This is a genomic window from Pseudonocardia sp. Ae717_Ps2, from assembly GCF_001932475.1.
Taxonomy (GTDB): domain Bacteria; phylum Actinomycetota; class Actinomycetes; order Mycobacteriales; family Pseudonocardiaceae; genus Pseudonocardia.
In genome coordinates, this window is sequence record NZ_MCIS01000001.1 from 5212243 (window position 1) to 5230456 (window position 18214).

20 protein-coding genes are annotated in these 18214 nt (G+C 74.9%); 4 read left to right on the forward strand and 16 right to left on the reverse strand.

The features are described from left to right. Window positions 1–57 precede the first annotated feature (57 nt). Both Ae717Ps2_RS23920 and Ae717Ps2_RS23925 read left to right on the forward strand, forming a co-directional pair. Window positions 58–1476, forward strand: a complete 1419-nt coding sequence (locus tag Ae717Ps2_RS23920; protein WP_075309980.1) for a DUF5667 domain-containing protein — start codon at window positions 58–60, stop codon at window positions 1474–1476. A gap of 221 nt (window positions 1477–1697) precedes the next feature. Then, on the forward strand, window positions 1698–2618 hold the full coding sequence (locus tag Ae717Ps2_RS23925) for an HAD family phosphatase (protein WP_139319081.1): 921 nt from the start codon (window positions 1698–1700) through the stop codon (window positions 2616–2618). A 13-nt stretch (window positions 2619–2631) separates the two neighbouring features. On the opposite strand, the gene Ae717Ps2_RS23930 is transcribed toward Ae717Ps2_RS23925, so the two are convergent. The 15 genes from Ae717Ps2_RS23930 to ddaH form a co-directional block, all read right to left on the reverse strand. Then, window positions 2632–3030: a DUF5313 family protein gene (locus Ae717Ps2_RS23930; RefSeq protein WP_075309976.1), complete on the reverse strand. Its 399-nt coding sequence runs from the start codon at window positions 3028–3030 to the stop codon at window positions 2632–2634. Beyond that, window positions 3027–3992 carry a lysophospholipid acyltransferase family protein gene (locus tag Ae717Ps2_RS23935; RefSeq protein ID WP_020625774.1) on the reverse strand — a complete coding sequence of 322 codons (966 nt, stop codon included), beginning with the start codon at window positions 3990–3992 and terminating at the stop codon, window positions 3027–3029. Before Ae717Ps2_RS23935 ends, Ae717Ps2_RS23930 begins: the two co-directional genes overlap by 4 nt. 77 nt (window positions 3993–4069) lie before the next feature. Then, window positions 4070–5116, reverse strand: a complete 1047-nt coding sequence (locus Ae717Ps2_RS23940; RefSeq protein ID WP_060710443.1) for an NAD-dependent epimerase/dehydratase family protein — start codon at window positions 5114–5116, stop codon at window positions 4070–4072. Window positions 5117–5291: 175 nt separating this feature from the next. Continuing rightward, entirely contained in the window at window positions 5292–5393 is a 102-nt protein-coding gene (locus Ae717Ps2_RS23945; RefSeq protein ID WP_010241351.1) for a 30S ribosomal protein bS22, read from the reverse strand. 210 nt (window positions 5394–5603) lie between these two features. Beyond that, window positions 5604–5816: a helix-turn-helix domain-containing protein gene (locus tag Ae717Ps2_RS23950; RefSeq protein ID WP_020625776.1), complete on the reverse strand. Its 213-nt coding sequence runs from the start codon at window positions 5814–5816 to the stop codon at window positions 5604–5606. 185 nt (window positions 5817–6001) lie between these two features. Then, window positions 6002–6802, reverse strand: a complete 801-nt coding sequence (gene proC / locus Ae717Ps2_RS23955; protein ID WP_075309974.1) for a pyrroline-5-carboxylate reductase — start codon at window positions 6800–6802, stop codon at window positions 6002–6004. Between the two features lie 20 nt (window positions 6803–6822). Next, window positions 6823–7668: a thioesterase family protein gene (locus tag Ae717Ps2_RS23960; protein WP_075333922.1), complete on the reverse strand. Its 846-nt coding sequence runs from the start codon at window positions 7666–7668 to the stop codon at window positions 6823–6825. A gap of 9 nt (window positions 7669–7677) precedes the next feature. Beyond that, entirely contained in the window at window positions 7678–8562 is an 885-nt protein-coding gene (locus Ae717Ps2_RS23965) for a sugar phosphate isomerase/epimerase (RefSeq protein ID WP_143510455.1), read from the reverse strand. Window positions 8563–8564: 2 nt separating this feature from the next. Beyond that, window positions 8565–10193, reverse strand: a complete 1629-nt coding sequence (locus tag Ae717Ps2_RS23970; protein ID WP_143510458.1) for a hypothetical protein — start codon at window positions 10191–10193, stop codon at window positions 8565–8567. Next, entirely contained in the window at window positions 10193–11200 is a 1008-nt protein-coding gene (locus Ae717Ps2_RS23975) for a Ppx/GppA phosphatase family protein (protein WP_075309968.1), read from the reverse strand. Before Ae717Ps2_RS23975 ends, Ae717Ps2_RS23970 begins: the two co-directional genes overlap by 1 nt. 46 nt (window positions 11201–11246) lie before the next feature. Continuing rightward, window positions 11247–11936, reverse strand: a complete 690-nt coding sequence (locus Ae717Ps2_RS23980; RefSeq protein ID WP_075309966.1) for a response regulator transcription factor — start codon at window positions 11934–11936, stop codon at window positions 11247–11249. Between the two features lies 1 nt (window position 11937). Beyond that, the gene (locus Ae717Ps2_RS23985) at window positions 11938–13200 is read right to left on the reverse strand and encodes a cell wall metabolism sensor histidine kinase WalK (RefSeq protein ID WP_083702481.1); all 1263 of its coding nucleotides are present in this window, start codon (window positions 13198–13200) and stop codon (window positions 11938–11940) included. Window positions 13201–13399: 199 nt separating this feature from the next. After that, a complete protein-coding gene (locus Ae717Ps2_RS23990; protein ID WP_020624973.1) occupies window positions 13400–14134 on the reverse strand; it encodes a phosphoglyceromutase in 735 nt (244 codons plus the stop codon). Window positions 14135–14151: 17 nt separating this feature from the next. Next, a complete protein-coding gene (gene rocD / locus Ae717Ps2_RS23995) occupies window positions 14152–15372 on the reverse strand; it encodes an ornithine--oxo-acid transaminase (RefSeq protein ID WP_075309962.1) in 1221 nt (406 codons plus the stop codon). Continuing rightward, window positions 15369–16253, reverse strand: a complete 885-nt coding sequence (gene ddaH / locus Ae717Ps2_RS24000; protein ID WP_369804882.1) for a dimethylargininase — start codon at window positions 16251–16253, stop codon at window positions 15369–15371. Before ddaH ends, rocD begins: the two co-directional genes overlap by 4 nt. Window positions 16254–16282: 29 nt before the next feature. Between ddaH and Ae717Ps2_RS24005 the strand changes: the two genes are divergently transcribed. Together Ae717Ps2_RS24005 and Ae717Ps2_RS24010 are read left to right on the forward strand one after the other, a co-directional pair. Beyond that, complete coding sequence (locus Ae717Ps2_RS24005; protein ID WP_020624976.1) at window positions 16283–16723, forward strand: Lrp/AsnC family transcriptional regulator; 441 nt, start codon at window positions 16283–16285, stop codon at window positions 16721–16723. Window positions 16724–16786: 63 nt separating this feature from the next. Continuing rightward, window positions 16787–17299, forward strand: a complete 513-nt coding sequence (locus tag Ae717Ps2_RS24010) for a VOC family protein (protein WP_075312749.1) — start codon at window positions 16787–16789, stop codon at window positions 17297–17299. Between the two features lie 114 nt (window positions 17300–17413). Here Ae717Ps2_RS24010 and Ae717Ps2_RS24015 read toward each other — a convergent pair whose 3' ends face one another. After that, the gene (locus tag Ae717Ps2_RS24015; protein WP_060710434.1) at window positions 17414–18178 is read right to left on the reverse strand and encodes a GntR family transcriptional regulator; all 765 of its coding nucleotides are present in this window, start codon (window positions 18176–18178) and stop codon (window positions 17414–17416) included. Window positions 18179–18214: the final 36 nt, after the last annotated feature.

The window sequence follows — 18214 nt, forward strand, 5'->3', positions numbered from 1 at the left end:
ACTGACGGCGCCACACGCGCCGACGAGCAGCGCGAGACTGCAGTGAGGACGGACGGCATGCCCAGGGCATGGGACGACGGGTATCCCGGCGACGACGGTTTCGACCGCGCGCCGGCGGGTGCCCCTGCATCGGAGGAGCTGGCGCACGAGATCGCGCTGGCCGCCGCGCTGGACCGTTCGCGGCGTGACCTCTCGCCCGATCCGCACGCCTCGGCCCGGATGCGGGCACGGCTGTTCGAGGTGCTGGCCCAGGAGGGCGTCGGGCAGCAGTCCGGCGGGCCCTCGTTCGGCGGCCGGTTCGACCGCGTCGACCCGGCCGACCTCACCGCGCCGATCGGCCCGCCGATCGCCGACGACCTCGACTGGGACGCGGTGTCCAACCGCCGCGCCGCCGGCGAGCACGCCCCGGCCGCGGACGACCCGACCGGTCGCGGCGGCCGTCCGCGGCGTGGCCGCCACGTGCTGCCGTCGGACCACCCGGACCACCCCGAGCAGGTGAGTGCCCCGGCCGGACCGGCCCGCGACGCCGAGGCGGGGCCCGGCCGCGACGACTCCGCCCGTCCGGCGTCGTCCGGCGCCCGGATGCTGGACCGCCGTCGCCCGAGCGTGCGCAAGCGCTTCGGCGTCGTCGTCGGCGGGTTCGCCGCGCTCGCGGTGATCGCCGGTGTGACCTCGACCGTCAGCCGCGACGCCCTGCCCGGCGACGCGATGTACGGCATGAAGCGCGCCAGCGAGAGCGTCGGCGGGGTGTTCACCGTCGGCCAGCAGGCCGAGGCCGCCCGCCAGCTCGACCTGGCTCGCTCCCGGGTCGACGAGCTGGAGAGCCTGGTCGCGCGGTCCACGCCGCCGTCGCCGGACGCGGTGGCGTCCGCGATGGGCGACTTCGACCGGGCCACCAGCACCGGCAGCAGGCTGATGCTGGCCGGCGCGGGCACCGACGGCGCGGACACCTCGCGTCTGGCCGAGCTGCGGACCTGGGCGGCCGCCCAGTCCGGGCGCATCACCCGTCTGCAGTCCGACCTGCCCGCCGAGAGCCGCGGGGAGACCTCGGAGGCCATCCGCCTGCTGGACCGGGTGCTGACCCGGGCCGAGGCGCTGCGGGCCGGCACCGGCTGCGCCGCGGACAGCGGCGGCACGGTCGACGACCTCGGCCCGGTGCCCGGCGAGTGCCGCACCGCGGGTGGGCCCTCCGCGGCCCAGGCCGTCGAGCAGTCCGCACCGGTGACGCCGTCGGAGTCCGCGACCGGCACGCCGTCGCCGACCTCCGGTCCGGCCACCTCGACCTCCCAGACCCCGACCACCTCGGGGTCCTCGCAGGACGGCGGTGGGCTGCCGCTGCTGGACGGCGGTGGCTCGGCCACCTCCGAGAGCGGGTCGAGCAGCTCGTCGGAGCCGTCGGCGGAGCAGAACCGCCTGCTGCCGCCGATCACGATCCCGCCGCTGCTGCCGGGCCTCGGCCCGGTCACCCTCGGCTGATCCAGCCCGGAGACCACGGGGACGGGCCCGGCGCCCGGTACGTCGACACGTGTCACGTACCGGAGGCCGGGCCCGCTCCCGCGTTCCGGCAGTAGGCTGGGGCCGCGCCCCGATCCCCTCGGGACGCGAGACGCCGTCGCACCAGGAAGGCCGCCGTGGTGAGTGATCCCGGGTCCGTCCCCCCTCTCGACCAGAGCGGGACCCGCGAGTCTCACCCGCCCATCGACACCGGGCTCTCCGAGGAGCCGGGGGTGCTGGAGCGGGCGACCGCGCTCGACTCCGCGCAGCGGGCGGGGCAGGCCTCCGCCGCTGCGGCCGTCGCCGCCGAGGCCGACGACCACCCCGACGGCCCGGAGGGCGGGGACGGCGCCCCGCCGGACCTCACCGCCGCCGCGTTCTTCGACTGCGACAACACGATGATGGTCGGCGCGTCGATCTTCCACTTCGCCCGTGGGCTGGCCGCGCGCAAGTTCTTCACCACCTCCGACCTGGCCGGGTTCGCCTGGCAGCAGATCAAGTTCCGGGTCGGCGGCCGGGAGGACAAGGGCGGCATCGCGGGGCACCGCGACACCGCGCTGTCGTTCGTCGCGGGCCGTCCGGTCGACGAGGTCGTCGCGCTCGGCGAGGAGATCTACGACGAGCTGATGTCGGACCGGATCTGGGCCGGGACCCGGGCGCTGGCCCAGATGCACCTCGACGCCGGCCAGCGGGTGTGGCTGGTCACCGCGACGCCGATCGAGCTGGCCCGCATCATCGCGCGGCGGCTCGGGCTGACCGGGGCGCTGGGCACTGTCGCGGAGTCCGTCGACGGGCTCTACACCGGGCGGCTGGTCGGCGAGATCCTGCACGGTCCGGCGAAGGCGCACGCGGTCCGCGCGCTGGCCGCGTCGGAGGGTCTGGACCTGCGTCGCTGCACCGCGTACTCGGACTCGGTGAACGACGTCCCGATGCTGTCGGCGGTCGGGACCGCGGTCGCGGTGAACCCGGACTCGGAGCTGCGCGACGTCGCGAAGGCCCGCAACTGGCAGATCCGCGACTTCCGGACCGGCCGCAAGGCCGCCAGGATCGGGGTGCCCTCGGTGCTCGGTGCGGGCGCCGTCGCCGGTGCGGTCGCGGCCGGGATGGCCTACCGCAAGCGCTGACCCGCCCGGCCGCTCAGGGTGGCGGGGCCCCGCGATAGCGCTCGGCGTAGCGGCGGGCGGCCTCGGCCCGCTCGTCGGCGGTGGCCTCCAGCCGCGTCGCGCGGGCGGTGCCCGCGGGGTAGCCGGCCTTCACCACCCGGTGCTCGACGGACTCCTCCATCACGAACAGCGCGTACTGCAGCGACACCAGCCAGCCGAGCAGCAGGGCGCTGAGCCGCAGCCACAGCGGGCCGGGGATCACCAGGGCCAGCGGCACCGACAGCAGCGTCAGCACCGCCGCGGTGCGCGCGAAGTGGCGCAGGTGCCAGGTCCGGCAGGTCGTGTCGTGCAGCACCCACTCGCGGTACCGCGCGGGCAGCCGCCCGCCGGCGGCGTACCACAGCCACCGCAGCGGGTCCGGCCGTCGGATCATCCCAGGAACACGTTGCGGCGCTGGGACAGCAGCCGGTACAGCGTGTGCTGGATCGTCTCCCGGACCTGGTCGGTCAGGTTGAACACGAGCATCGGGTCGTCGGCGTCGGACGGCGCGTGGTCGTCGGTGCGGATCGGCTCGCCGAACTCGATGTACCACTTCGACGGCAGCGGGATCAGCCCCGCCGGGCCGAGCAGCGGGAAGGTCGGCGTGACCGGGAAGTACGGCGCGCCGAACAGCCGGGCCAGCGGCGCCAGGTCACCGATCTTGGGGTAGATCTCCTCGGCGCCGACGATCGAGCACGGGATGATCGGGACCCCGGTCCGCAACGCGGCGGAGACGAACCCGCCGCGGCCGAACCGCTGCAGCTTGTAGCGGTCCCGGAACGGCTTGCCGATGCCCTTGAACCCCTCGGGGAACACCCCGACGAGCTCGCCGGAGGTCATGAGCCGCTCGGCGTCGGGGTTGCAGGCCAGCGTCGCGCCGGCCTTGCGGGCCAGCGAGCCGGACACCGGCATGGTGAACATGAGGTCGGCGCCGAGCAGCCGCAGGTGCCGGTGCGACGGGTGGTCGTCGTGCACCGCGACGGTGGTCATGACCGCGTCGAGCGGCAGCGTCCCGGAGTGGTTGGCGACGATCAGCGCGCCACCGGTCTCGGGGATGTGGTGGGTGCCGATGGTCTCGACCCGGAACCAGCGCTTGTAGAGCGGGCGCAGGGCGGGCAGCACCATCGCGTCGGTGAGCTCGCGGTCGAAGCCGAACTCGTCGATCGGGTAGTCGCCCGCGAGCCTGCGGCGCAGGAACTCCAGGACCTGCTCCAGCGCGGCCTCCCAGGCCGGGCCCTCGGTCTCCTCGGGCTCGGCCGCGGAGGGGACCGGCGCGGGTCGTGACGGCTCCTCCGCCCGCGCAGGCCGGGCAGGCCCCCGGTTGCCCCGGATCGGGATCACCCGCGCCTCGGCCATGCCGTCGCCCTTCCTCGTGCCACCGCGGCCGCCCGGCCGTCCCTGCTCGTGTGCCCGCATGCCGCCGTCCCGGCCCGTCACCGCAGCGCCCGGGCCAGGCCGAGCACGCCCCGTTCGATGGAGGCGATCCGCTCCGGGCCGAGGACCGGCGCCAGCGCCTTGCCGCGCACGAAGTCGTCGAACGCCTGGGTGGTGGTCCACCGTGGTTCGAAGCCGAAGTCGTTGATCAGCCGGGTGAGGTCCACGACCCGGCCGAAGTTGAGGAAGCGCATCTGCTCCGGGGAGAAGTCCACGACGCGCGCGCCCCGCAGCACCCGGCTGACCGGCCCGACCGCACCGCTCGGCACCGGGACGGCGATCTTGCCGGCACGGCGGATGGCCTGGGACAGCATCAGCACCCCGTGCGCGGCGACGTTGAACACGCCCGGCAGCTCGTGGGTGGCGGCACGCTCCAGCACGGCGAGGCCGTCCTCCTCGTGCAGCAGCTGGATCCGCGCGTCGTAGCCCAGCACGGTGGGGACGACCGGCAGCGCGAAGTAGCGCGACAGCACGGTGTCCATCCGCGGGCCGATGAAGTTGGCGAACCGCAGGACCGTGGTGGTGACGTCCGGGCGGCGACGGCTGAACCCGCGCAGGTAGCCCTCGATCTCGGCGGCGTCCTTGGCGTAGCCGCCCGACGGCAGGTCCTTGGCCCCGATGGCCTCGTCGAACACGGCGGGGTCGCGCGGGCTGGAGCCGTACACCGCGGTCGTCGACTTGAGCACGACGCGGCGGACGCTCGGCGCCTTCTGGCACGCGGCGAGGAGCTGCATCGTGCCGATGACGTTCATCTCCTTCATCGTCGCGCGGCCGCCCGACGATGCGGGGCTGGCCGAGAGCGACGCGTGCACGACCGTGTCGACGCCTCCGGAGGAGATGACCTTCGCGATGAGCGGGTTGCGGATGTCGGCGCGCACGAACTCGGCGCGGCCCATCCGCTTCAGCAGGTCCCGGGGCGGCGGGACGGTGTCCACACCGAGCACCCGGTCGATGGACGGGTCGGCCGCCAGCCGGGCCGCGAGGTGCCCGCCGAGGAAGCCGCTGACCCCGGTGACCAGCACGACGTTCGGGGTCGGCCGGTCCATGGGCGCTCCGTTCACCGGGGGCTGACGCGAGATCGTCCGATCGTAGACCCGCCCCGTCACACCGGGCAGGTACGCGGACACGTGAGGTGCGCGACGCGTCCGACCGGGGTACGGACCGCCACAACGACACCGGCCGCGCACCCGCCGGAGGGCGGGCACGCGGCCGGTGCGCGAGTCACTTGCCGAGCTTGCGGCGCTGCACCCGGGTCTTGCGCAGCAGCTTGCGGTGCTTCTTCTTCGACATCCGCTTGCGGCGCTTCTTGATGACCGAGCCCATGTGGGTGCTCCTCCTGTGTCGACGCAGATCGTCAGCGACCGCTCCACCGGGTGACCTCGGAGTGGGCCGCCCGCACGATCCGTGCACGTGGACACGAGGCGCGGGCCGGGCGACGCCCGCCGGAGCGGGCGACGACGCGATGCGACCGGTGGGGGTCGGCAGCCGGTTCACCAGTCTACCCGGGCGTACCGGCCGTCACCCCACGGGGGATCAGCCCGCGTCGAAGTAGGCGTTGCGCAGGTAGTCCTCCACCGCGCGCTGCGGCACACGGAACGAGCGACCGACCCGCGCAGCGGGCAGCTCGCCCGAGTGGACGAGCCGGTACACGGTCATCTTGGAGACGCGCATCATCGACGCGACCTCGGCCACCGTCAGGAACTGGACCTGGGACGACCGCAGGGGCTCGGGTCGTTCCGCCGCCATGGGGCACCGCCTTCCTCCCCCGAGAGGGGTTCCCCGGTTCGCCCGGTGGTGGGGGATGCAGGTGCAGTCTACCGGGGCGGATGTGACGATCGGTCCGCCAGAGGGGGGCTCGATCGTGCTACGGCACGGCGCGTCCGAGTGACTTTGCGTCATACGATGCGCTGAACGAGGTACCGCTGGTCCGGTCAGCCGCGACCGAGCGCCACCGAGCGGTCGTACGCTGCGGTGACCGCGTCGGCCAGTGCCGTGCGCAGCCCGTGCCGCTCCAGCTCGCGCAGGGCGGCGGCCGTGGTCCCGGCGGGCGAGGTGACGTTCTCCCGCAGCACCGCGGGGTGCTCGCCGGTCTCGCGCAGCATCCGCGCGGCGCCGAGCGCGGTCTGCACGGTCAGCTCGGTCGCGTCCGGGCGGGTCAGGCCCAGCCGGACCCCGGCCTCGATCATCGCCTCGGCGACGAGGAAGAAGTACGCGGGCCCGGAGCCGGACAGGGCGGTCGCGGCGTCCTGCTTCGCCTCGTCCAGGCGCAGCACCGCGCCGACGGTGGACAGCAGCGTCTCGGTCTCGTCGAGGTGCGCGGGGGTCGCGTGCGCACCCGGGGAGATCGCGCACATCGCCGCGCCCAGCAGCATCGGGGTGTTCGGCATGACCCGCACGACCGGCGTGCCCTCGGGCAGGGCGCCCTCGAACAGCGAGGTCGGCAGGCCCGCGCACAGCGACACGACGAGCGCGCCAGGCTCCAGCACTCCGGCGACCTCGCCGAGCAGCGTGACGACGTCCTGCGGCTTGACGGCGACGACCACCGTCCCGGCCCCGCGCACCGCCTCGTCGACCGGGGCCGCGGTCACCCCCAGCGACGCGGTCAGCTCCTGCGCCCGGGCCGGGGACCGCTCGGCCACCACCAGGTCACCGGCGTACCGCCCGGCCGCCAGCAGCCCGCCGAGCAGCGCCTCGCCGATCCGTCCCCCACCCAGTACCGCGATCCTCGTCATGGGAGGAGCGTAGGAACCCCTCAGCCGGCCTGTGGGGCCAGGGCGAGCTGGCGGGCCTGGCAGACGGTGCGGCCGTGCGCGTCGACGACGGTGACGTCCTCGTCGAACTGCGCGCTCGACACCCCGCCACCGGCGGACGGGCTCGCCACGGCGCCGGAGCGGGACTCGACCCGCAGCCAGCCCGGAGCCGGGCGGGCCCGCAGCAGCGCGGTGAGCTGCACCGTCGGCGCCCAGCCGAGGGAGCCGCCGAGGTTGAACACCGTCGGGGGCAGGATGTCGCCGGACATCAGCGCGAACAGCACGTCGGGCTCCTCCCCGCGCGGGCGGACCCAGCCGGCCATCTCCGGCGGCCCGGTCTCGCCGCGCAGGAACGGCAGGGCACCGCGCGGGTAGCGCAGCTCGCAGGCGGCGGCGAGGCCGCGCGCGCCACCCTCGGCCGAGGCCGGGTCGAGCGCGTCCGGGTCCGGTTCGACGGCGAGCGCAGAGCCGTCGTCCAGGCGCGGGGCGTCGGTCGGGAGCACACCCGCGGTGACCGTGGAGTGCAGCATGAGCCGGCCCTGCTGGTGCAGGCGGACGGCGACCGTGGACACCGTCCGCCCGATCTTGAGCGGGTCGGTCGTGATCTCGACCGGCCCCAGGTCGGGCGCGCGCAGGAAGTCCACGGCGACGGCGAGCGGGTCGGGTGCGGGGGCCTCGTCGGCCGCGAGGCGGGCCAGCCCGGACTTCGCCATGAGCACCATCAGCAGGCCGCCGAACGCCTTGTCCCCGATCGCCCAGGTCCCGTCGAGCCGGGCGCGGAACCGGCCGTCCCCGAGGTGCTCGATGTCGTGCGCGTCGGCGAACGGCCGGACCGTCGTACTGCTCATGCGAGCATGTTACCCACGGGTAGGAGCGATGGCGGACATCGTCGGCGTGAGGTGCAGCCGGGCGAACAGCAGCGACTCGGCGAGCAGCCCGGTGCGTTCCTGGCGGGTCCGGCAGCGCCGGGTCGACACCTCCAGCACGACGGTGCCGCCGTCCGCGGCGAACCGGGAGTCGGCCAGGCGCTCGCACACCTCGGCGCACGGCTGCGTCCCGCGGCCGGGGACCAGGTGTTCGTCGCGCGGGGCTCCGGAGCCGTCGGTGAGGTGCAGGTGGGTGGGCCGGTCGCCCATCCGCTCGGCGAGGTCGAGCGCGTCGACCCCGGCCGCGGCGGTGTGCGACAGGTCCAGGGTGTACGCACCGAACCCGATCTCCGTCGGGTCGTGGCCCAGCGCGTAGGGCACGGTGCTGATCGCGCCGCGGGTCACCGGGAACATGTTCTCCACCGGCAGCGTGACGTCGTGGACCTCGTGGGCGCGGGCGACCTCGTCGGCGAAGACCCCGGCGTAGCGGCGCTGCCAGCGGAACGGCGGGTGCACCACCACGGTGCGCGCGCCCAGCCGGGCGGCGACCTCGACGGTGCGCCGCAGCCGGTGCACCGGGTCGGCGCCCCAGACCCGCTGGGTGACGGCCAGACAGGGCGCGTGCACCGCGAGGATCGGCACCCCGTGTCGGTGGGCGAGACGCTCGACCGCTCGGGGGTCCTGGCTGACCGGGTCGGTCCAGATCATGAGCTCGACGCCGTCGTAGCCCAGCTCGGCGGCGATCTCGAACCCGGCGGCGACTCCCTCCGGGTAGACCGAGGCCGTGGACAGCGCGACGGGTGCCGACCCGGTCGGGTCGGCGACGGGCGGGCGCGACGGTGTCACGAAGCGTGGAGTCGTCGCGCCGTCGCTCATCGTTACCGGTCCAGCAACACCAGGATCGCCGGGGACACGGTCAGCAGCAGTCCGACGAGAACCGCGAACAACGTGGTCTTCAGGTCGTCCTGCCGCAACAGGGCCCGCACACCGAGGACGAGGCCCACGGTGATCAGGACCGACGCGGCGATGGCGACGAAGGCGAGCGAACTCCACAGGTAGCGGAACAGCACCCAGATCGCCGCACCGGCGACGGCGCCGCCGATCCACTGGGCGATGACGACCGCCCAGGCCTGGCCGGTCCCCGCCGCACCGGCCGGGGCGTCGTCGTCGAGGCCCGCGGGCGGCTGCGCACCGCTGTCGGTGACGGCGTCGCGGCGCCCGGAGCGGCGGCGCGGGGGCTCGTCGTCCTCGACCGCGCCGGCGGCGAGCTCGCCGTGGTCCTCGTAGTCGTCGTAGTTCTCGTAGTCGTCGTGGTCGGTGTAGTCGTCGTGGTCGGTGTAGTCGTCGTGGTCGGTGTAGTCGTCGTGGTCGGTGTAGTCGTCGTGGTCGGTGTAGTCGTCGTGGTCGCGGTCGTCCTGGGGGCGCTCGGGGGCCAGCACACCGGTGCGACCGCCGTCGGCGGAGCCGGGCCCGTCGTCGTACCCGGCGGGGCCGTGCCGGCCGTCGTAGCGGGGGTCGGCGTCGTAGCCCCGGTCGTCGTGGCCCTGGTCCCGGTCCTGATAGCCCTGCCGGACGTCGTAGCCCCGGTCGTCGTAGCCCCGGTCGTCGTAGCCCCGGTCGTCGTAGCCCCGGTCGTCGTAGCCCTGCCGGTCGTCGTAGCCCTGCCGGTCGTCGTAGTCGTCGGCGAACGGGTCGTAGGCGCCGGTGGGCGGGCCCGCGTCGGCCGGACGCGCACGTCCGGTGGGGCCGTCGTGCTCGTCCTCCAGCGGCGGGGCGCCGAACTGGGTGGGCGGGCCACCGTCGTCGTCGGCCGTGGGCGCCGGGCGGCGGGTGCCGAGCCGGCTGGTCGGGATCTCGTCGGCGACGCCGTCGGCCGTGCCGGGCGGGGGGCCGTACGGAGCGGACGGGCGCGGGGCGTCGCCGCGGGGTCCCCAGTCCTGGGTGGCGGGGCCGTCGTCGCGGCCGTAGGGGCGGCCGTTCGGCGGGCCCTGCGGCTCGGGGGCGAACGGACGGGCCTGCGTGGCCGGTCCGGGGCCCGCGGCCCACTGCCCGGGGGGTGGGCCCTGTGGCCTGCGGGGCGGGGCGCCGCCGAAGACCGCGGCCCCGTTCGGGCCGCTGCCGTTCGGAGTGCCACCGTGGGCGGCACCGCCGTTCGGCGCGTTGCCGTTCGGCACGAACGGCTCCGGCGCGCGCCCGGTCGAGCCCTCGGAGGGGTCGGGGCGGCGCGCGGGCGGGAACGAGGGGTGGTCGAGGGGCGGCGGACCGTCGCCGCCGCGCGGGGCGAACCCGCCCGCGCCCTCGGGCGGGCGGACACGGTCGGCGGCCGCCGGGCGTCGCGGCGGGGCCGCCACGTCGGTCCGCGCGGGTGCCGCGGACGACGGGGCGCCGGGGCCCTCGTCGTCCTCCGCGGCGCGACGACGGCGGCGTCGTCCGGGCTGCTGGCCGCCGTTGGCGGCCAGGAGCTCCGCGACCGTCCGCTGGCGAGGCTCTCCGCTGTCCACACTCATCACGACCACCGTGCCCTGTGCGTTGTCAAGGGTCCAAGCCCGTCCGGGGTTGTCTGCGCCGAGCGGTCGTCCCCGTTCGTCCCATCGAGCATGTCGAAGCGCCGGAGGATCACTCCCTCGCGCAACGCCCACGGACAGATCTCGAGTTCGGTCACGCCGAGGGCGTCCATCGCCGCCTGGGCGACGACCGCCCCGGCGACGAGCTGGTGCGCCCGGCTGGCGCTCACGCCGTCGAGCTCGGCGAGGTCGGGGCCCGACATCCGGGTGATGAACGCCGACAGCTGGCGCAGACCCTGCGCGGTCAGCGTGCGGCGGGCCCCCGGCCCGGCGCTGGACGGCGCGGCGCCGGCCAGCCGGGCCAGCGTCCGGAAGGTCTTGGAGGTGCCCACGGCCCGGTCCGGGCGGCCCGCGGCACGCAGCCGTCCGGCGATGGGGGCGATCTCGTCGCGGACCCGTTCGGTCAGCGCGGCGACCTCCGCCCGCGACGGCGGGTCGGAGGTGAACGCGTCGCGGGTCAGCCGCCCCGCGCCGAGCGGCACCGACGCGGCGACGTCGGGAGTCTCGTCCCGCCCGACGGCCAGCTCCAGCGAGCCGCCGCCGATGTCGAGCACGAGCAGCCGCCCGGCCGACCAGCCGCACCAGCGGCGGACGGCGAGGAAGGTCCAGCGGGCCTCGTCCTCGCCGGGCAGGACCTCCAGCGCCACCCCGGTCTCGCGCTGCACCCGGGCGAGCACCTCGGCGGAGTTCGTCGCGTCGCGCAGCGCGGAGGTGGCGAACGCCAGGAGGTCGTCGCAGCCGGCGGCCCGGGCGGTGTCCCGGGCCCGGTGCACGCTCTCCAGCAGCGCCTTCACCCCGTCGCGGCTCAGGGCGCCCTTGCGGTCGAGGTGCTCGGCCAGACGCAGCTGGTCCTTCTCCGACGACATGGGCTTCGGATGGGCACCCCGGTGGGCGTCCACCACCAGCAGATGGACGGTGTTGGACCCCACGTCGAGAACGGCCAGGCGCACCCGGTCAGGTTACCGAGCCGTTATCGACCGTCGGGCAACCCCTGGCTCACACGTCGAACTTGTAGCCGAGCCCGCGCACCGTGACCAGGTGCTTGGGCGCCGAGGGGTCGCCCTCGACCTTGGACCGCAGCCGCTTGACGTGCACGTCGAGGGTCTTGGTGTCGCCGACGTAGTCCGCGCCCCACACCCGGTCGATCAGCTGGGCCCGGGTGAGCACCCGCCCGACGTTGCGCAGCAGGTACTCCAGCAGGTCGAACTCCTTGAGCGGGAGCGCGACCTCGTCGCCGTTGACCGACACGACGTGCCGCTCGACGTCCATCCGCACCGGGCCGGCCTCCAGGACGCCGGTGCCGCCCTCGGCCTCGCCGCCGGCCTCGCCGCCGCGGCGCAGCACCGCGCGGACGCGGGCGATGAGCTCGCGCGCCGAGTAGGGCTTGGTGACGTAGTCGTCGGCGCCGAGCTCCAGCCCGACCACCTTGTCGATCTCGCTGTCCCTGGCGGTCACCATGATCACCGGCACGGCGGAGCGGGAGCGCAGCGCCTTGCAGACGTCGGTGCCGCTCATACCGGGCAGCATCAGGTCCAGCAGCACGATGTCGGCACCGTTGCGCTCGAACTCGCTCAGCGCGTCGTTGCCGTTGGCCGCGACGGCGGTGGTGAACCCCTCCTTGCGCAGCATGAACGCGAGCGGGTCGGCGAAGGACTCCTCGTCCTCGACGATCAGCACCCTGGTCATCTCATCCTCCGGTTCCGGCGGTCTGGGGGGAGCTGCCGACGGCAGCCTCACCGTGCGGGGCGCCGCCGATGCCCATCCGGGCGGGCAGGCGCATGGTGAAGGTCGATCCGGTGCCGGGGCGGCTCCACAGCCACACCTCGCCACCGTGGTTGGCGCAGACGTGCTTGACGATCGCCAGGCCGAGCCCGGTGCCGCCGGTGGCCCGCGAGCGGGCGGGGTCGACCCGGAAGAAGCGCTCGAAGACCCGCTGCTGGTGCTCGGGGGCGATGCCGATGCCGCGGTCGGTCACGGCGATCTCGATCGAGCCGTCGACCGCGCGCCGGCTGACCGACACCGACGAGTCCGCCGCGGAGTAGGCGATCGCGTTCTCCAGCAGGTTCGTCAGCGCGGTGACCAGCAGCGTGCGGTCGCCGTCGACGACCAGCCCCGAGTTCTCGTCGGCGGTGATCTCGACGGCGTGCGACTCGGCGGAGTTGCGGCTGCGGGCCAGCGCCTCGGAGACGACCTCGTCGACGTCGACGGCGGCCAGCGCGGGCAGCCGTTCGGCACCGGTGAGCCGGGACAGCGCGATCAGCTCCGAGACCAGGTTGCCCATCCGGGTCGCCTCGCGCAGCAGCTTGTCGCCGAACCGGCGGACCTCGCCGACCGCGTCCGGGTCGGGCTCGCCGCCGTCGGCGCGCTCCAGGCCGTCGAGGCTGTCGAGCAGGGCCTCGGCCAGCAGCGCGACCGCGCCGACGGGGGTCTTGAGCTCGTGCGAGACGTTGGCGACGAAGTCGCGTCGGGTCGCCTCCAGCCGGGCCACCTCGGAGGTGTCGACAGCCTCGACGAGCGCGAAGCCGTCGCCGAGGGAGCGGATCCGGGCCTGCACCGCGACCGGGCCGCGGGGCGTGCGGTCCAGCGGCGAGAGGTCGACGGTGTAGTCGCCGGAGGCGAGCAGCCGGTCCCCGCCCTGCACCCGTCGGCAGGCGGCGAGCGCGCGCGGGTCGAGCCGCTCGCCGGTGACGGCGCCGAGCGCGGCGGCCCGCCGGTTGTGCAGGAGCACCTCACCCCCGGCCCCGACGACGGCGAGCCCGGAGCTCGACTGCCGGAACGTGCGGTGCAGCAGCTCGCCGAGGGTCGGGCCGTCGACGGCAACGGGGTCCGCCGGAGGGCGGCCGGTGCCGGGGCTGGTCCGGCCGTGCGACGACCGTCGCGCCAGTGCCACCCCGGCGGCGAGACCGAGGAGCAGGGCGAGGGCCGAGATCAGCCACGCGAGCGTGGTCACGGGTGCATGGTAGGCAGCCGGGGGTACCCCCTGACCAGCGCCGGACACCGGATGGTGACGCCCGCGACCCCTTCGCGCGACACTGTTCGGTCCCCGTTCACCGTGGGTTCAGCGAACCCCGCCCCGACACCCCCAGGGTCACCTTGGAGGCTGAGAGCGCCACGAGGGTGACCCTGGGAGCACGACGGGATAGGCGCGGTCAGCGCCCCTGGTTCGCCACCCCGGCGATGGCCTCCTGCGCCGCGGCCGGGTCGAGGTAGCGCCCGCCCGGGTTCGTCGGCGCCAGGTCGTCGTCGAGGTCGTAGACGAGCGGGATGCCGGTGGGGATGTTGAGGCCGGCGATGTCGGCGTCGGAGATCCCGTCGAGGTACTTCACCAGCGCGCGCAGCGAGTTGCCGTGCGCGGCGAGCAGCACGACCTTCCCGTCGCGCAGGTCCGGCACCACGGCCTCGGTCCAGTACGGCAGGAACCGGTCGACGACGTCGGCCAGGCACTCGGTCAGCGGCGCGTCGACACCGGCGTAGCGCGGGTCGGCGTCCTGGGAGAACTCCGAGCCCTTCTCGATGGGCGGCGGCGGGGTGTCGTAGGAGCGGCGCCAGAGCATGAACTGCTCCTCGCCGTACTGCTCCAGGGTCTGCTTCTTGTCCTTGCCCTGCAGGGCGCCGTAGTGGCGCTCGTTGAGGCGCCAGTCGCGCCTGACCGGGATCCAGTGCCGGTCGGCGGCGTCGAGGGCGATGTTCGCGGTGGAGATGGCACGACGCAGCAGGGAGGTGTGCACGACGTCCGGCGCGACGCCCGCCTCGGCCAGCAGCTCGCCGCCGCGGCGGGCCTCGGCCTCGCCCTGGGAGGAGAGCGGCACGTCCACCCAGCCGGTGAACAGGTTCTTCGCGTTCCAGTCGCTCTGACCGTGACGCAGCAGTACGAGGGTCGGCATGGCGGACAGCCTGCCACCTACCCGCGGGAAAGGTCTCCGAGCACGTCCCCGAACGTGTCCACCAGCACGTCGACCTCGTCGTGGGTGACCACCAGCGGCGGGGACAGCCGCACCGTCACGCCGTGGGTCTCCTTGGCCAGCACCCCACGCCGGGCGAGCGCGACGCACACGTCGCGGCCGGTGCCGATCCGCGGGTCGACGTCGACGCCGAACCACAGCCCCACCCCGCGCACGGCGGTGATCCCGGGCAGCGCGCGCAGCCGCGTGTCCAGGTGCGCACCGAGCTCGCGGGCCCGGGCCTGGTACTCCCCCGTCGCCAGCAGTGCGCACACCGCGGACCCGACGGCGGCGGCGAGCGGGTTGCCGCCGAAGGTGGAGCCGTGCTCGCCGGGGCGCAGCACGCCCAGCACGTCGCGCCGCCCGACGACGGCGCTGACCGGCACGATCCCGCCGCCGAGCGCCTTGCCGAGGGTGTAGAGGTCGGCGCGCACCCCGGACAGGTCGGTGCACAGCGTCGCCCCGGCCCGGCCGAGCCCGGACTGGATCTCGTCGCAGACCAGCAGCACGTCCCGCCGCTCGGTGAGCTCGCGGACCGTGCGCAGGTAGCCCGGCGGCGGCACCAGGACCCCGGCCTCGCCCTGCACCGGTTCGAGCAGCACCGCGACGGTGTCGTCGGTGAGCGCGGCGGCGAGCGCGTCGGCGTCGCCGTAGGGGACGCGGTCGAAGCCGGGGGTGAACGGGCCGAAGTCGTCGCGGGCGACCGGGTCGTCGGAGAAGGAGACCACCGTCGTCGTGCGCCCGTGGAAGTTCCCCGCGGCGACGACGATCCGGGCCGCCCCCGGTGCCACGCCCTTCACCCGGTAGCCCCAGGCGCGGGCGATCTTGACCGCGGACTCGACGGCCTCGGCGCCGGTGTTCATCGGCAGCACGGCCTCGGTGCCGGTCAGGGCGGCGAGGTCGCGCTGGAACCCGGGCAGGCGGTCGTTGTGGAACGCCCGCGCGGTCAGGGTCAGCGTGTCCAGCTGGGCGTGCGCGGCCGCGGTGAGCGCGGGGTGGCGGTGCCCGAAGTTGAGCGCGGAGTAGCCGGCGAGCGCGTCGAGGTAGCGGACGCCGTCGACGTCGGTGACCCAGGCGCCGTCGCCGCGGGACAGCACCACCGGCAACGGCGCGTAGTTCGCCGTGCCGAACTCCTCGGCGAGGGCGATCTGCCGGTCGGTGCCCGCGACCACGGCGGTCACGACCGCAGCTCCAGCGTGGCGCACTTGATCCCGCCGCCGCCGCGGCGCAGCTCCGAGGTGTCGACGCCGACGGTGCCGAACCCGCGCTCGGCGAGGTCGGCGGCGAACTTCTCGGCCTGCGGCGCGTGGACGACGGTGCGGCCGTCGGAGAAGCAGTTCAGACCCAGCACCGACGCGTCCTCGTCGGAGACGATCACCGCGTCCGGGAAGCGGAACCGCAGCACCTCCTGGGATGCGTCGTCGAAGGCCGCCGGGAGGTAGGCGACCGCGCCCGGCCCGCCGGCCGGGTCGAGCACCGCGAACGCCGTGTCGAGGTGGTAGTAGCGCGGGTCGACGAGCTGCAGGGACACGACCTCGCGGCCGAACACCTCCGCGGCCTCGGCGTGCGCACGCGGGTCGGTGCGGAACCCGGTGCCGGCGTAGACGGTGTCGCCGACGAGCAGCAGGTCGCCCTCGCCCTCGTTGACGTGGCGGGCCTCGTGCACGGCGAACCCTGCGGCGCGGAACCACGCGCCGTACGCGGGCCCCTCGGCGGCGCGCTCGGTGTGCCGGAACCGGGCGGTCAGCGCGGTCCCGTCGATCACGGTGCCGCCGTTGGCGGCGTAGACCATGTCCGGGTAGCCGGGCAGCGGGTCGACGAGCCGGACGTCGAACCCGAGGTCCCGGTAGACCGCGTGGAGGGTCTCCCACTGGGCCAGCGCGAGCCGGGTGTCGGTCGCCTGCTCCGGACGCATCCAGGGGTTGATCCGGTAGCTCACCGTGAAGTGCTCGGGGCGGCACATCAGCACAGAGGTCATGTGCACAGCATGGCGCGCACACCCCGTGCGTTTCCCGGCATGGAGCGCACGATCCGCGCGTGCTGCATCGGTTCTGAGCCGGATCCGGGCGCACCGGGCTAGCATCCGGCGTCGTGGACGGGATCGACGCGATCGACCGCAGGCTGCTGGACCTCCTGCGGGTCGACGGCCGGGCGAGCTGGGCGGACCTGGGCGGGCGGGTGGGCCTGTCGGCGTCGGCGGTGCGGCGCCGGGTGGACCGGCTGACCGCCCGCGGCGTGGTGCAGGGCTTCACCGTGCAGGTGGACCCGGACGCCGAACGGACCCCGGGCGTGGCGGCCTACGTCGAGCTGTTCTGCCGCGGCACGGTCGCACCGGCCGAGCTGCAGCGGATGCTCTCCGCAGTGCCCGAGGTCGTCACGGCGGGCACGGTGACCGGGGAGGCCGACGCACTGGTCCTGCTGCGCTCGCGCGACGTGCAGTCCCTGGAGGACGCCCTGGAACGGCTGCGACTGGCGGCGAACGTCGACCACACCCGCTCGGCCGTCGTCCTCACGTGGCTGGTCACCCGTTGAACTCGCCGGGGCACGGGCGTACCGTATGAGTTGAGAGTTCAACTTCTTTCGATGGAGACCGGGATGCCCGTCCAGCGCCTCAACCACGCCGTCCTCTACGTCCGCGACGTCGCACGCAGCGTCGACTTCTACCGCGACACGCTCGGCTTCCGCCCCGTCGTCGAGCTCCCCGGTGGCCGTGGCGCGTTCCTGCAGGCCGAGGGGTCGACCAACGACCACGACCTGGCCCTGTTCGGGATCGGCGCGCAGGCCGGGGCCTCGCAGGCGGGTCGCGGCACCGTCGGGCTCTACCACCTGGCGTGGGAGGTCGACACGCTCGGCGAGCTCGCCAGGATCGGTGAGCAGCTCCAGGCGGCCGGGGCGCTGGTCGGCGCCTCGGACCACGGCACCACCAAGGCGCTCTACGCGCGGGACCCCGACGGGCTGGAGTTCGAGGTCTGCTGGCTGGTCCCGGCCGCCCTGGTCGACGGCGCCGACGACCACGACATGCGCATCGAGCCGCTCGACCTCGCGGCCGAGATCGCCCGCTACGGCGCGGACACCCGCGGCGGGATCGGCGTCTCGGTCCCGGCCTGAGGCCCTCCGACCCCGGCCCGGGTCACTCCGGTTCCGGCGTGCGGCGTTCCGATCCCGGCCCACGGCGCTCCGGTTCCGGGTGCGGCGTTCCGGCCCCGGTCCGAGGCGCCCTGGTCAGTTCGGCTCGTTGAGGTCCACCCGGTAGCCCGAGCGGGCCGAGAACTGGGCGGTGACCGAGAACCGGTCGCCGCGGACCAGGGTGTGCCGCCACTCCACGGGACGCCCGGCGGACAGGCCGAGCCGCTCGATCGACAGCGCGGCGACGCCCTCGTCGATGCCGAGCAGCTCCCGCTCGCCGCGCCCGGGCAGCACCGCCCGGATGTTCTCCATGCCCCCGTCGACACGGATCCCGCAGCGGCGCCGGTACTCGGGGTAGATGCCGGTGTGGGTGAAGTCGACGTCGAGCAGGGGCGCCGCCAGCTCCTCGGGCAACCACACCCGGTCGACGGCGAGCGGCTCGGCGTCGGCGAGCCGCAGCCGCTCCAGGTGCACCAGCGGCGTGGACTCCTCCAGTCCCAACCGGGCCGCGACCACGCCGTCCGCGCGGACCTCGAAGGTCCGCACCACGCTGCGCTGGGTGCGCCCGGCCGACTCGACCGCCACGTAGAGCGAGTACGGCTCGTCGAGCGGCTGCTCGATCTCCGAGCGCACCGTCGGGCGGGCGACCCGCCCCCGCCCGGCGACGACGGCGCCGTCCTCCCGCAGCCGGCGCAGCGCCTCCCGCACGGTGTGCCTGCTGACCGCGTAGTCGGCGGCCAGCGCGAACTCGCCGGGCAGTGCCTCGTCGAACTCGCCGTCGGACAGCCGGCGGCGCAGGTCCGCCAGCAGCTGCTGCCACAGCGGCATCGCGCCGTTGCGGACCAGTGCTCGCGCCGTCATCGCCCACCCCCTTCGCGCGTGATCACCGTAGGCGAG